The organism is Spiroplasma endosymbiont of Sarcophaga carnaria (genome assembly GCF_964019595.1).
GTDB classification, from domain to species: Bacteria; Bacillota_I; Bacilli_A; order Mycoplasmatales; family Mycoplasmataceae; genus Spiroplasma; species Spiroplasma poulsonii.
The window spans coordinates 1,620,315-1,635,529 of the sequence record NZ_OZ026456.1 but is presented as its reverse complement, the minus strand read 5'-3'; the positions used below and the strand labels follow the sequence as shown (position 1 = coordinate 1,635,529).

At 27.8% G+C, this 15,215-nt stretch carries 14 protein-coding genes and 1 pseudogene; 3 read left to right on the top strand and 12 right to left on the bottom strand.

Going from position 1 to position 15,215, the window contains the following annotated elements; genetic code table 4:
• Positions 1-17 precede the first annotated feature (17 nt).
• From scm1 to AACK91_RS09340, 12 genes and pseudogenes are all read right to left on the bottom strand, one after another.
• Positions 18-1,244: a motility-associated protein Scm1 gene (gene scm1, locus AACK91_RS09390; protein WP_338966148.1), complete on the bottom strand. Its 1,227-nt coding sequence runs from the start codon at positions 1,242-1,244 to the stop codon at positions 18-20.
• A gap of 90 nt (positions 1,245-1,334) precedes the next feature.
• Positions 1,335-3,584 carry a RelA/SpoT family protein gene (locus tag AACK91_RS09385; protein WP_338966145.1) on the bottom strand — a complete coding sequence of 750 codons (2,250 nt, stop codon included), beginning with the start codon at positions 3,582-3,584 and terminating at the stop codon, positions 1,335-1,337.
• Positions 3,585-3,630: 46 nt separating this feature from the next.
• Positions 3,631-4,176, bottom strand: a complete 546-nt coding sequence (locus AACK91_RS09380) for an adenine phosphoribosyltransferase (protein WP_338966605.1) — start codon at positions 4,174-4,176, stop codon at positions 3,631-3,633.
• A gap of 2 nt (positions 4,177-4,178) precedes the next feature.
• Positions 4,179-7,325 carry a protein translocase SecDF, variant type gene (locus AACK91_RS09375; protein WP_338966142.1) on the bottom strand — a complete coding sequence of 1,049 codons (3,147 nt, stop codon included), beginning with the start codon at positions 7,323-7,325 and terminating at the stop codon, positions 4,179-4,181.
• A gap of 68 nt (positions 7,326-7,393) precedes the next feature.
• Positions 7,394-7,684 carry a hypothetical protein gene (locus tag AACK91_RS09370; protein ID WP_338966139.1) on the bottom strand — a complete coding sequence of 97 codons (291 nt, stop codon included), beginning with the start codon at positions 7,682-7,684 and terminating at the stop codon, positions 7,394-7,396.
• Positions 7,685-7,852: 168 nt separating this feature from the next.
• Complete coding sequence (locus tag AACK91_RS09365; protein WP_338963553.1) at positions 7,853-8,494, bottom strand: transposase; 642 nt, start codon at positions 8,492-8,494, stop codon at positions 7,853-7,855.
• 87 nt (positions 8,495-8,581) lie between these two features.
• Positions 8,582-8,665, bottom strand: a pseudogene (locus AACK91_RS11635) (transposase-like zinc-binding domain-containing protein); the annotation flags it as partial.
• 232 nt (positions 8,666-8,897) lie between these two features.
• Positions 8,898-9,320 carry a Holliday junction DNA helicase RuvB C-terminal domain-containing protein gene (locus tag AACK91_RS09360; protein WP_338966137.1) on the bottom strand — a complete coding sequence of 141 codons (423 nt, stop codon included), beginning with the start codon at positions 9,318-9,320 and terminating at the stop codon, positions 8,898-8,900.
• A gap of 46 nt (positions 9,321-9,366) precedes the next feature.
• On the bottom strand, positions 9,367-10,329 hold the full coding sequence (locus AACK91_RS09355; RefSeq protein WP_338963247.1) for an IS1/IS1595 family N-terminal zinc-binding domain-containing protein: 963 nt from the start codon (positions 10,327-10,329) through the stop codon (positions 9,367-9,369).
• Between the two features lie 166 nt (positions 10,330-10,495).
• On the bottom strand, positions 10,496-10,930 hold the full coding sequence (locus AACK91_RS09350; RefSeq protein WP_338966136.1) for an AAA family ATPase: 435 nt from the start codon (positions 10,928-10,930) through the stop codon (positions 10,496-10,498).
• A 48-nt stretch (positions 10,931-10,978) separates the two neighbouring features.
• The gene (locus AACK91_RS09345) at positions 10,979-11,413 is read right to left on the bottom strand and encodes a Holliday junction DNA helicase RuvA (RefSeq protein WP_338966135.1); all 435 of its coding nucleotides are present in this window, start codon (positions 11,411-11,413) and stop codon (positions 10,979-10,981) included.
• A gap of 231 nt (positions 11,414-11,644) precedes the next feature.
• Positions 11,645-13,033: a hypothetical protein gene (locus AACK91_RS09340; RefSeq protein WP_338966132.1), complete on the bottom strand. Its 1,389-nt coding sequence runs from the start codon at positions 13,031-13,033 to the stop codon at positions 11,645-11,647.
• Between the two features lie 498 nt (positions 13,034-13,531).
• Between AACK91_RS09340 and AACK91_RS09335 the strand changes: the two genes are divergently transcribed.
• From AACK91_RS09335 to AACK91_RS09325, 3 genes are all read left to right on the top strand, one after another.
• Positions 13,532-13,756, top strand: coding sequence for a hypothetical protein (locus AACK91_RS09335; RefSeq protein WP_338966130.1), 225 nt, complete (start codon positions 13,532-13,534; stop codon positions 13,754-13,756).
• Positions 13,747-13,983: a hypothetical protein gene (locus AACK91_RS09330; RefSeq protein ID WP_338966127.1), complete on the top strand. Its 237-nt coding sequence runs from the start codon at positions 13,747-13,749 to the stop codon at positions 13,981-13,983. The genes AACK91_RS09335 and AACK91_RS09330 overlap by 10 nt, the downstream gene beginning before the upstream one ends.
• A gap of 127 nt (positions 13,984-14,110) precedes the next feature.
• The gene (locus AACK91_RS09325; RefSeq protein WP_338963247.1) at positions 14,111-15,073 is read left to right on the top strand and encodes an IS1/IS1595 family N-terminal zinc-binding domain-containing protein; all 963 of its coding nucleotides are present in this window, start codon (positions 14,111-14,113) and stop codon (positions 15,071-15,073) included.
• The last annotated feature ends 142 nt before the right edge of the window (positions 15,074-15,215 follow it).

Genomic DNA, 15,215 nt, shown 5'->3' with positions numbered 1-15,215 from the left:
AAGTTAAAAGCCAATTCCTATTTTCGATAACCACGAAGTAGTAAATAAAATGAACTTAATAAGATGTTAATAAAGAAGAGAATCATAATAACTGGTACGACCGCTGGATATTGGAAATATTGTTTAAATTCAGTTCACATAAAAATTTGTCAAATTAAACCAATTACTAATCATGTCAACATTTGCACAAACATTAATAAGTTATAAGAAAATTCTTGCAACCGCGCTAAACAAAAGAACATAAAATAAAGGGGAATAAAACTAACAATCATTAACACAGTCGCAATTGCTAAAATAACTCAATTGGCTGTTACATAGCGAGTTGTTGAAGTAAAGGCTGGGAAAATCATTACGATTAGAAAACCAATCATTAATAAAATCATCCCAATGTTGCTTCCTAACCGTTGGCGTAATTCGCGACGAGAAGAAATATTTATATATCCTAACCAAGTGCTAAAACTTGCACCAATGCCACCACGATGACCCGATGATGATGGTAACAATAATTCAATTGCAATTCGAATTCCTAATCCAACCGTTAAAATTGCAACCGCAATTGGGGCAATAAAGATAAGAAAAACTGCGCCAACTTGTAAAACTCCTGGTGCTTGGCCAAAAAAGTTATCTAAACCAGTTTGATTAATATTTATCCCTAACACGGAAAAAACATTTGGTTGGTACTGAACATTATTAGTTCATGTCACTAAACCACCGTTCGTTAAATTATATCAATATTTTTCTTGGCCATTAACAAAATTTGAACTGTCCATAATTGCAACTAAAAATAACCCCAAAAATAAGGCAAGATATAACAGAATACCGCCCCCTGTTGATAAAATCTTTCCAACTAATAAGCGAATATTTCATCTTCAATGCGCAGCGGTTGCGTTTGTTAGTAAAACAACAACAAAAATTGCTATCCCAACAGCAAACAAACTTAAAATAGGAACAAAAATATATAAATCAATTACTCAAAATTTAAAAAGACTAAAACCATTTAAACTAAAAATTGCTTGAAATGATCCATATGATAATAAAAAATTTAAAATATTATAAGCACTATCACCTTGTAAACTTTCTAACGGATTGGGTGTCAAACCATTAACACTTAATGATTTAATAATTTCTTCTTTTAACGCATCTACTTGTTGGTTTAAAGTTGGAACAACTGCTCCGGCCATAATAATTACAATTCCTGCTAAAAATCATATGCTACTAAATTTTAGTCAAGACTTTATTGTCATAGCTGCCTCCATTTTCTATTTTCTTAAGTACTTTTATTATACCAAGAAAACCAATAACAATATATATTAATTTATTTTCTAATCTTATTGTTACATCATAACTCGCTCAACAATTTTAATATCGGGAATTGCCAATAATGACGAGAGAATTTGTTGGAACCGATCAGCGTTACTAATTTTAATAATTGTTTTAATAGTAATATTCATTAAATCACTTGAAATATTAGCTGTCATCATTTGCACTGAAGCGTTTAAATGACTTAATACTTTTGTGACATCAACTAACAAAGCGGGACGGTCAATTGCTTCAATTCGAATTGCACAATCATACTGCTTATTTTTACAAACCGCTTCATTTCAACTAACTTCCACTTGACGTTCTTGTTTATCACTACTTTGTAAATTACGGCAAGTTTTCAAATGAACTTTAATTCCTTCTGCTTTTGAAACATATCCGGTAATTTCTTCATATGGTAATGGTAAACAACATTGTGAAATCACAACTTTAATACTTGAAATTCCTTGCACAATAATATCATCTTTTAATTGTGCTTTTTTATATTGTTTATCTTGTAATTTTTTCAGAATTTTTTCATTCTGACTTGTTTCGCGATCTAAGTAAATTAAATTAATTGCTTCTACTACGGTGTATTCATCATTAGCAACATCTAATAAAAAATCTTCAATATTATTATAGTTAATTGCATGTAATCGTTCTAGTTGTGTTTCTGAATCAACTAATTTTCATTTTAAATCTTTTTTTGCAATATACTCTTCAATTTGTCCTTTTGTTTGCTTGATTTTTTCCAGATTAATTGATTTTGTATCATTAGTTGCTTCTGCTAATTCTTTTTTTAAATATTTTTTAATTTTTTGTAATGCTGATGATGTTTTAGCAACCACTAACCACGAATGATTTGGTTTTTGCGTTGCTGCTGTTTTAATATCAATAACATCACCCGATTTTAAAACTGTTGAAATTGGTGAAAATAAACCATTGATTTTTGCCCCAATTGTTTTTTCGCCAATTTCAGAATGAATTTTATAGGCAAAATCAAGGACGGTTGAACCAAATGGCAAGGTTACTACTTTTCCGTTTGGCGTTAAAACATAAATTAACGACGAAAAAATATCATTTTGAATACTCTCTTCCATTAAATGATCAGGTTTATAAACTTCTTGTTGAATTTCATCTCGTTCTTGCACTGAAATATTTTCTAAGTCTAAAATTCGTTTAAAAATATCTAAGCGATCATCAATATCTTTTTGTTTTTTAGCAATATCATAATTTTCGCCTTCTTTATAGCGTCAGTGCGCTGCAACTCCTTGTTCTGCTAACTCATCCATTTCTTCAGTTCGAATTTGCACTTCAAAAATAACACCGTCATCAGCTGCAATTGTGGTATGTAATGATTGGTATAAATTATGTTTTGGTGTTGCAATATAATCTTTAAAACGATTATTGAGTGGCGTATAATGTTGGTGCACAAAGCCTAATACTTTATAACATTCATCAACACTATTTGTAATAATGCGGACTGCTAGAATATCATGAATATCATCAAAGTTTTTACCAAATTGATTCATTTTTCGATAAATTGAATAAATTGATTTACTACGGCCATATACTTTGACCGCCATTTCTTTTTCAATAATTAAGACTTGTTTTAATTCTTCAATTTTTTGATTAATTGCATTTTCGCGTTCTTTATTACTTGATTCTAACAACGAAACAATTTTATTATATTGAACAGGATTAATAATTTTAAAACTAATATCTTCAATTTCTTGTTTAACCGCCTTCATACCTAACCGATGAGCAATTGCCGAATAAATTTCTAAACTTTCTCGGGCAATAATTTGTTGGCGTTCTGGTTTTAAATAACCAATTGTTTTTAAATTATGTAACCGATCGGCTAATTTAATAATAATAACACGAATATCTTTCGCCATTGATAAATATAATTTCCGTAAATATTGTGCTTTAAGTTGAGTTCGATTTTCTTTCGCAAAATAACTAACTTTTGTTACACCTTCAACTAAATTAGCGATTTCAATCCCAAACCGTTCTTGTAATTCTTCAAACGTAGCGGGCGTATCTTCTAACACATCATGCAGTAAACCGGCAATTAATGTTTTAGGTCCCATTCGTCATTGGGCTAAAAAAAAGGTTGTTCATAATGGATGATTAATATAGGGAATTCCACTATTACGAACTTGGCCTTGATGTTTTTCTTCTGCATATTCATATGCTTTGTAAATTTCTTTTAACGTTGTCACATCTTTGATGTACAACTTAATTTGGGCTAAGACCTCTTCGTATTTAATATCCCGATCCATTATAAACAACCCCTTTTATTTGTACTATTTATTAATTATATACCGATTATGCCGAATATTCAATCAGGGTTTTAATTGGATATGCGGTTAAATCCTTTTTACCATTTAAATATGTTAAGTCCACCACGAATGCTAAACCAACAATCGTTGCTTGTTGTTTTTTAACAAGTTCACAAATTGCTTGTGCTGTTCCGCCCGTTGCTAAAACATCATCAACAATTAAAACACGATCATGTGGTTTTAAATCTTCGACATGCATTTCTAACTGATTAGTTGCATATTCATAACTATACTTTGCACTAATAACTTGCCGTGGTAATTTTCCTGGTTTTCGAACCGGAACAAAACGAAGGTTCGTCACATAACTAACTGCTGGTACAAATAAGAATCCTCGTGCTTCTGGGGCAATAATCACCTTTGCTTGTTGAGCAATTGCATACGCTGCTAACTGATCAACAACCATTTTAAAAGCAGATGAATTATTTAAAATTGGGGTAATATCGCGAAAAATAACTCCTGGTTCTGGATAATTAGGAATATCAACAATAAAGTTTTTTAGTTCCGTTTTTGCAAAATCCCTTTCTTGGCTAATGATTAATCATTAATACCAATTACGATTTGTTCATCAATTTCAACTCGTTGTGAATCTAAATAATTTTTAACACGGATTTTATTTAAAGCCCGATATTTTTCTAACACCACTCAAATTGGAATTCCAACAAATAGGGTTGCAAACATTCCAACAATTAACCCAATTAAAATCACAATATTAAAGCCAAACCATAATCCCGAAAAAGCAGCTAAGGTAATTAATAAAATTGTAAACATAATTCCCAATGTTAAACAATGTTGTAACATTTGTTTAATTGTAATATTAGCAACTTTTTGCAAAAAGTTATGTTCATAATTATAAACTCTAAAGTCTTTCCGAACTTCACGAATCACTTTATGATTTTTGCTTTTAATATCTTTTGCCACTAATTGTGTTCGTTTTAACTGGTCATGATATTGTTTTTTAATTTCTCGTAATTTTAGTTCCGGGTGTTTTATTGCTAATTTCTTTAATTCTTCTTGATAATAAACTTTATGTGCGCGACGTAAACGCTTAATTTGGAAACGATGCTCTGACATATATGTAAAGAATGTTTCATATTCACGAATATTAATCGCCTTTTTATTTTGTTTTACACGAACCATTACCATTGTTGTAAAGGCAATCGCAAAACCAAAAATTGCTAATAATGCGATTGACATTTCAAATGTAATTAATAATTGGGTAATAATTGCAATCGCAATAGTTGTAACTAGCGTAAATAAACTAGCTAAAACCATTCCCACAAATTGCGATCAATCTAACCGGAATAAAGTATAAACAAAGATACATACTAATCCAATTCCAATACTAATTGCCGCAATTTTTAAAATATATCCTTCCATAACAGGATCAGTTTTTTGCAATGCTAATGAAGGATCATTGGGGGTTGCATTATAAAATGATGCAATGGCTGTTAATAATTCTCGCTCAAAAGTTCCTTTTGTAATATTTGTACCAACAACTAAGATGCGGTTATTAGCACCACTTTCTTGTTGCTTAAGAACATAAATATTATAACTAAAGTTATAACGGGCTGTATTACGAATACTTTCTAATTGCGTTGATAACTTTGTAATTGCTGTTTCATCGTCATCAGTTCCTCATAAATCTTGATTAATCGTAAAATTAATCCCTGACTTAATTGAATTAGCAACATTTGCTTTTCCAGCAAAAGCAATTGCTAATGCAACGATTAACAAAATAATTCCAACGATTGGGGTTCATTTTGTAATATTATAAAATGTTCATTTTCCGATTTTATGTTGTTTTCCTTTTTTGGCTGGTGCAATCCCGCCATTATCACCGTCTGCCATCGCAGGTTCATTCTTTGTTATTGTTTGTAACTGAGCGCTAGCTGCTAATGCTTCTGATGCTGTTGTTGTTACAACTCTTTTTTTCGTAAATAGTTTTCCTATTGAAAAACGCGAAACATCTAATCAAGGGTGTTTTTCTTGTCAACGTAACTTAATAACAATTCAATACATTAAACGCGCAACAGCAAACACCATTACTACGGAAATAATTAATCCCACCAATAAAATTGTAGCAAATGATTTAATATTATTTGTTCCTTGTCAGAACAGTGATAATCCCAAAATAATTAAAACAACTAATGCGTCAATGAAGACTGCTATTGTTTGTTTATTGGCAATTTTCATTGCTGGTTCAAAGGGAATTTGATTTTCATACCGCTCACGTTTATATCGTGAAAAGAATAACAAGTTTCCTTCAAGTGCTAAACCAAAAGCAATCAATAATGCCGCAATACTTTCTGGCGAAATTTGTACTTTCAAGAGTGAAGAAAAATATAATGTTGCAATTATTGTAAATAATAATGTTAAAATTGCGATAAAACCAAATAAACGATAATAAACTAATAGAACAATGAAAATTGCTAATACTAATACTCCTAAAATGATTAACGAAATTTTAAAAACATTAGCTGAAACAACAGGCGGAATTTCGCGATAACCACGAATAACAAATTCTAAACCACTTAATCCCCCATTAATTAAATTACTAATTTGGCGAGCTTCTGTTTCCGTTGAAATTGTAATTTGATTTGAATTCTCAGCAGCACCTGTTCCCAGTTTAATTGAATTTCAATTAATAATATGTTCTTTGTATAAATCTGTTAACGCAGTATTATACTCAATAATTGTTTGTAAATATGGGCGTAACGGATCAATAAATTGATTTGTTGTTGCTGTTTTATCATTTGGATCAATTAATAATCTATCCGTTGGGACAGAGGTAAAACGAAAACGCAAATCTTCCATTCAAGTACGAACTTGTGAAATTGGGTAACTTAATGCTAAATCTAATAAATTACCAGTACGAAGTTGTGAGGTTCCGGCATCATAATATTCAACATTAAAAATTTGATAAATATTACTTCAATCACCCGCTGACACTTTACTACGAATTTCAGCATTAAAAACAGTTGCAATTGTTTGAATATTATCAGTATCATGTCGTAAATCATCAATAAATTGACCAATATCCGTTCAAATATAAAACGGTTCTGATTGACCCCCACCTTGTGATGGTTTTAAACCATTAATAATACTATCTCATTTTGTTTGATCTTTAATTTTTAATGTAATACTTGGACGACGATTTTGGTCAACCCCTGTTGTTGAACCTAAAATAACATCACTTAACGGTGTTCGCTCTTTTGTGCCATTATTATCACTAACTAGTAAGTCTTGTCCTTTACCATTTGTTAAGTAAATTGCTCCTAAACGTTGAATTGTTTTACTCAAGGCATTATAAGATTTAAACATATTTTTTCCAACAACAACTTCAACAGCATTACGACCTAATGTTTGTAAATACAAATTTTGATTTGATAATGGATCTAATTTATTACGTAATAAATCTAATCCTTTTTTACTATCCCCATTTGGAGTATCTTGTGAAAAATTAGGGTCACTTTTATCTAATACATTAACTTGAACTTGATATCCACCCGAATAAGCAATTCCAGTCTTATATGAATAACGAAAACTATCAGCTGAAAAATAAGCACCAATAATCATTGCGACAATTAAAACTAACAAAGTTCCAATTCGAATAATTAACTTACTAATTGCCTTTTTGTTTTTTGGTTCTTTAATTGTTTTCACTTGTTCGTTTTTCTTCACGTTTTACACCACTGTTCTATTTTAAAACTTTTCTCTATAAATTGTACACTATTCATTGTTTAATTTTATTATTTAATAAACATATCTTTAAAATCTTCTAAGGATAAATCAGTCGCAGTAATTTTTTGATTATTCATAAATTCAATCATCCGATTAATCTTGATATTAAAAATATAATAAGCTATTTCACTAACATCAACAATTGCCTTATCGACTAAAATTATTTTTATTAAATAATCGGCAACATCTTGTTCTGTAATATTTGGATTAGATAATTTTAAATCAACCGCTTTTAAACTAATCATTTTCCAGGCATAATTGATAATTTGTTCTTGTTCCTTTTTATGATTGTGGCTCATTTTTACACCTTACCTTAGTTCCAATTATTATTATAACCGACTTCTCAAAAAAATTAAGTAAATTATGTCTTTAATTTTGTCGAAAACTCTTGATGAAATAAAAAAAATCATCAATATGACAATTTGAAAACTAATTTTGTGTAAGATTATGATTTTGCTTTAAATTTTTTAAACGTTAAAATATAATACCGTTGATTGTTGGTTTGGTGTTAAACCTTTGTGTTGGTATTTTCATTTTCAGAGCTTTAAATAATTTTGAATATTAGTGAAACCCAAACCATGATAATGAATTAAGGCTTCTTTAAGACTGGATTGTAATTTACTAATCTTATTTAACTTTTGATAACTAGTATCAGGGTTTGTACTAGTTTTGGTGGAATATAGAGTAGAATTTGTTTGTTTTGCTACTAATAAATATAGTGGTTGCATATCAGAAATAATTATTGATTTTTCTTTAATTAGTTGCTTATTCATATTTTCAATAATCCATTGTTTTTGTAATCTTTTGGTATTGGTGGATTGAACAAAAATATTATTATTGCTATCAACTGCCATTTGAATACAGCATTTGGTATCAGTTGAAAATGGATCGAGATGAGTTTTTCGTTTATCAAATTTATCTTTAAAATTGCCTTTATGAATTTCTTTAATAAATGTTTCATCCATTTGGATTTGACCATTTAATTTTTTAAATTTTAACTGTGTATTTTCTAATTGTTTTGATTGCATTAATTTTTGTCGATTATATCAAGCGGTTTTTGGGGTTGTTTTAATAAAACGAGAAATTATTTTACTAGATTGTCCTAACAATGAAATTTGAATTAATAAATTTCACTGTTCATAATTTAAATGACTTCAATAAGTAAAATGATGACGAAATGCATCAAAACTAGCACGACATTTTTTACATAAATATTTTTGTTTTCCTTCGGAATTATGACCATTTTTAACACAATGAAAAGATTTGCAATTAGGACATATAATGCCTTTATCTCTAAATTTTTGATCAATTTCATTTAAACGTTTTTGTTTTTTAATTAAGTCTGCTTGTTGTTTTATTTTTTCATAAAATTCTAAAAATTGATCATCTGTTAAGCTATTTATTAATTATGTAATTATTTTTTTCATCATTTATTTACCTCCATATATTAAAAATATACCTAATTTTAGGTATATTTTATAAATATCAAGAGTTTTCGACAAAATTAAAGAATTATGTAATATTTTTTAAAAATTCTACTGCTTTATTTGTCAAAACTCGACCACGAGATGTTTTTAATAAGTAACCTTTTTTTAACAAAAATGGTTCAAAATTATTTGTGACTGTTAATAATGGTTCAGATAAAACTTGGCTTAAGGTATTTAACCAAACTGGTTGGGTTTGAAAGAGAAGATAAATTTGTTTTAAGTAATTTACCTCCCCTCATTCTAAACCATCTTGATAAATCTGCAAATTAGTTAAAATTTCTTGTAAAAAATTTAAACTTACTGGTTGTGGCGTAGCTAAGAAATAGTCATAAATTCGATGAAATAATTTTACCGCTGTGCGCGGATTATTACTACTATAGCTGGCTAAAAAAGTCTTTAATTTTGTCGAAAACTCTTGATGAAATAAAAAAAATCATCAATATGACAATTTGAAAACTAATTTTGTGTAAGATTATGATTTTGCTTTAAATTTTTTAAACGTTAAAATATAATACCGTTGATTGTTGGTTTGGTGTTAAACCTTTGTGTTGGTATTTTCATTTTCAGAGCTTTAAATAATTTTGAATATTAGTGAAACCCAAACCATGATAATGAATTAAGGCTTCTTTAAGACTGGATTGTAATTTACTAATCTTATTTAACTTTTGATAACTAGTATCAGGGTTTGTACTAGTTTTGGTGGAATATAGAGTAGAATTTGTTTGTTTTGCTACTAATAAATATAGTGGTTGCATATCAGAAATAATTATTGATTTTTCTTTAATTAGTTGCTTATTCATATTTTCAATAATCCATTGTTTTTGTAATCTTTTGGTATTGGTGGATTGAACAAAAATATTATTATTGCTATCAACCGCCATTTGAATACAGCATTTGGTATCAGTTGAAAATGGATCGAGATGAGTTTTTCGTTTATCAAATTTATCTTTAAAATTGCCTTTATGAATTTCTTTAATAAATGTTTCATCCATTTGGATTTGACCATTTAATTTTTTAAATTTTAACTGTGTATTTTCTAATTGTTTTGATTGCATTAATTTTTGTCGATTATATCAAGCGGTTTTTGGGGTTGTTTTAATAAAACGAGAAATTATTTTACTAGATTGTCCTAACAATGAAATTTGAATTAATAAATTTCACTGTTCATAATTTAAATGACTTCAATAAGTAAAATGATGACGAAATGCATCAAAACTAGCACGACATTTTTTACATAAATATTTTTGTTTTCCTTCGGAATTATGACCATTTTTAACACAATGAAAAGATTTGCAATTAGGACATATAATGCCTTTATCTCTAAATTTTTGATCAATTTCATTTAAACGTTTTTGTTTTTTAATTAAGTCTGCTTGTTGTTTTATTTTTTCATAAAATTCTAAAAATTGATCATCTGTTAAGCTATTTATTAATTCTGTAATTATTTTTTTCATCATTTATTTACCTCTATATATTAAAAATATACCTAATTTTAGGTATATTTTATAAATATCAAGAGTTTTCGACAAAATTAAAGAAAAAAGTTAATTCTTTTAATGATAATTTTATTTCTACTTTTAAGAACAAGTTATTTAAAATTTGTTGCATATCATCATTAGTGTATTAATTAAAATGAAAAACTGTTGAAAAACGATTTAATAATGGCTGTGGTACTTGATATAGTAATGTCGTTGCTGCTAACAAGGTAAAAGATGGCAACGGTAAAACAACATGTTTTGTATTATAGTTTTTTCCCAACAGTAAATTTAAACAATTATCATCTAAAACAGGATATAAAATTTCTCCAACTTCACGACTAATTGCATGAATTTCATCAATGAAAACTAAATTAAATGCTTTTACTTGCATTAGGCAACTAATTAAATCACTTGTTTTTTGTAAATTTGGGCCATGTAAAAGTAATAGTTTTTGCTGTAACAAAGTTTTAATTAAATGGGCTAAACTAGTTTTTCCAATTCCACTATTACCAACAAATAACATATGTTTTAATGGTTGTTGCTGCTTTTGACTAGCTGCTAACATGATTTTTAAATTCATTTTATATTTGCTTGACCAATATAACTTTCAAAATCAACCGGACGAAAATTAAACGGTGTCATTCTGACTAATTTTAAATAAAACTATTTTTAAATATTGATCAAGTTTAGTCGGAACTGGGTTAACACTATTAATTGCAGAATAAATAACCACCAACGAATAACCCAATTCTTTTAAACAACTAATTACTTTATTTTGAAGATTATTATAATTTTTTTTAAAATAAATCTTTTGTAAAGTTTGTAATAATAGCCGAACACTATGGGTTTTTAATCCTTGTAATTTCTCGATTTCAGCAATATTATTTTGTTGCACAAACATTAATAAATTTTCAACACTAATTTGTTGTAATACTTTAACTGCCGTTTTGACACCAATTGTTGGAATCGTTAATAAATCACCAAAAATTTTCTTCGTTGCTAAATCTAAAAACCCAAATCACTGAAAACAAGCATCATTATCATATTTTAAAAAAGTATACATTTTAATTTGAGCAGCCTTTTTAAAACTAATTCTTTTGTTTGTAACTAAATAAATTTCATATCCATAATTATTTTGTTCTAAGCAAAGGACATTATCATTAAATTGATAAATAGTGCCACAGATAAAATCATAAATATTATAATCTCCTATGTTAAATTAACTTTATTAATAAGAAAAATCCTTTCTTAAAATAAAAAAACTCATAATAAATGAGTTTTAATATTTTGTTAGTTATGATCATTTTACTGTTAAGTTAAAGATTGCTGTATTTTTATAATCCTTAGAACCATTACTTGTAACTATTAAATCAATATCTGTTGCTGGTCCACCCTTACTAACACTGCCATCAATTCGTAATAGCAAACGATTTGCTAAATCTTGAGCATCTTTTAATAATTTGTTCTGTGCTGCAGATAATTGTCCAGTAATGGTAGCATTTGCTAAAACGGCTCTTAAAATTTCTCGTGAATTATTACTATTAATTGCGATTTCTGTTCCTCTTAAATTTTTTGATAAACGATTAATATCAATTCGTTTTGATTTTGCTTGCACATCAATATTAGTAATTCCATAAAAGCCTGATGCTTTATCAGCATTAATAACAATTGTGGCTGCATAAGCTTCTCAGTCTTCTTGAAAACGATCAGAATTAAAACTTATTGTTGTGTTAGGATCTTTAATTGCTTCTAATAATTGCGGTTCTAACTTACCATCATTTTTTGAACCAACTTCTAATGTTAATAAAGCACTATACAAATCACCAGGACTATTGCGATCCTCAATTGTAATAACTTGGCGGATTAAATCCCCACCTAATAAGGTAATATTAACGCGATTACCAATATTACCATCACCAGTACTTGTTGCTCCGTTGCTGAAATGACGATATAGTTGTCAAGCCCCAATACCAAATCCTGTTAATGAAAGCACTAACACAATAATTAATGTTCAAATTTTTCATTGGAATTTTTGATTAATTACATGAACCATTTTTCGCATTGTCATCATTTGATTTTTTTGCATTTGTTTAACTAAAGCAACAGTTTCACCCCCTGCTGGTTCAGTTGCAACAATTAAATTATTACGATCTTTATTATCATTACCATTATCATCATTTGGTGTTTCAATTTCAGCTGAAAATGATTGTTCTGTTTCGTTGTACTCTAATCCATTATTTGGGATATTGTTCTGTTGTTCAAATGGAATAAATGATGAGGCAACCGGTGCTGGAGCATTAACTGGTTCTTCATTAGGAACTACAGGGTTCTCACTAGGAAGGCTTGTTGTTGAAGGGCGACTACGTAAAGGGATTTTATTAATTGTCTCTTGTGATAATTCAACGGTATGATCAATAATTGGAATCTTTGGGTTTCCTTTATGATCTAATAAATTAGTTTTTCAAAAAAAAGCATATTTATTATTAACACAATTAATTAAGGCAATTGGCATTACACCATGATCATCTTGGATTTCAGTATTTGGATTTACTTCGCAAAAAAATAGTGCTAAATTATTAACATCTTTTGTGCTATCATTTCGAATTGCTAAAATAATTTTTTTAAAAGTTACTTTACACTTATCGCACATTTCATCATATATATAACGAATATCGTTTTGCATATTTTTTATACCTTCTTTTTGCGGGTGAGTAACAAAGATACGGATTTACTGAAAAAGTAAATCTTTTTTATTTGTTAAATTGCAAGCTTGTTAATAACTAAATATTAATTTGTTGTGGTAATAAAAATGCAACAAATGTTTTTCATTGTGCAATTTTAATTAATAACAACAAGTTAATTAACTAGTTTATTAACACGTTAAGTAATAAGTTAAATAATTGGTTAAATAACTAGTTGTTTAACAGGTTTAGCACCTTGTTCAGGGCAAAACTGTTAGATTGGTGGTGTTAATATTTATAAAGAAAAATTGGTTTATGTATATTTAAACAAAAATTATATTAGATCAATTGAATTTTATACGTTAACTTGTAGAAATATAATTAGTCCAATTACACCAGGTGGTAGCATATTAATTCCTAAGCAACTTATTTATAATGCAAAATATTCAAATCAATTAAAATTGGGGTTATTTCCAAGTCAAAAGTATGAAGAATTTATTATGGAAAATGGTGCAAAAAGGATATTAGGATATATTGTTGGCATAGAATTGAAGAATGCAATAGAGGTTAGAGCAAAAAATAATATTAAAAGCTACAATAATCAAGCAGAAAATTTATCAGTTTTAAATAAAAAAGAAGTTATTGATAACAATAAAACTAGTTTTACCAATTCTGAAGAAGAAAATTTATTTGATACAGAAGAAGGAAAAATAATATGAGATTAAAGAATTATTTTTTTGCAATTTATGATTGAGATGATAATCACTTGGGAACTTTTGATACTTATGAAGAAATAATATGTTTTTTGTTTGGAATTGATTCATCAAATAAAAATTATCAATTTAAAAAAAGATATATAGCTAAGGTTATTGCTAAAACAAAGAAAAAAACCTCTAAGAATCAGAAACTAAAAATATATAAATTTATAGATGAGGATGATAAGTATGAATAGCAAAATTAAATGTAATTTTTGTAATAAAAATATTAATCATGGAAATACTTTAATTTTGTCGAAAACTCTTGATATTTATAAAATATACCTAAAATTAGGTATATTTTTAATATATAGAGGTAAATAAATGATGAAAAAAATAATTACAGAATTAATAAATAGCTTAACAGATGATCAATTTTTAGAATTTTATGAAAAAATAAAACAACAAGCAGACTTAATTAAAAAACAAAAACGTTTAAATGAAATTGATCAAAAATTTAGAGATAAAGGCATTATATGTCCTAATTGCAAATCTTTTCATTGTGTTAAAAATGGTCATAATTCCGAAGGAAAACAAAAATATTTATGTAAAAAATGTCGTGCTAGTTTTGATGCATTTCGTCATCATTTTACTTATTGAAGTCATTTAAATTATGAACAGTGAAATTTATTAATTCAAATTTCATTGTTAGGACAATCTAGTAAAATAATTTCTCGTTTTATTAAAACAACCCCAAAAACCGCTTGATATAATCGACAAAAATTAATGCAATCAAAACAATTAGAAAATACACAGTTAAAATTTAAAAAATTAAATGGTCAAATCCAAATGGATGAAACATTTATTAAAGAAATTCATAAAGGCAATTTTAAAGATAAATTTGATAAACGAAAAACTCATCTCGATCCATTTTCAACTGATACCAAATGCTGTATTCAAATGGCAGTTGATAGCAATAATAATATTTTTGTTCAATCCACCAATACCAAAAGATTACAAAAACAATGGATTATTGAAAATATGAATAAGCAACTAATTAAAGAAAAATCAATAATTATTTCTGATATGCAACCACTATATTTATTAGTAGCAAAACAAACAAATTCTACTCTATATTCCACCAAAACTAGCACAAACCCTGATACTAGTTATCAAAAGTTAAATAAGATTAGTAAATTACAATCCAGTCTTAAAGAAGCCTTAATTCATTATCATGGTTTGGGTTTCACTAATATTCAAAATTATTTAAAGCTCTGAAAATGAAAATACCAACACAAAGGTTTAACACCAAACCAACAATCAACGGTATTATATTTTAACGTTTAAAAAATTTAAAGCAAAATCATAATCTTACACAAAATTAGTTTTCAAATTGTCATATTGATGATTTTTTTTATTTCATCAAGAGTTTTCGACAAAATTAAAGTGGAAATATAGTAAATAAATATAGTATTACGCTACACTATAA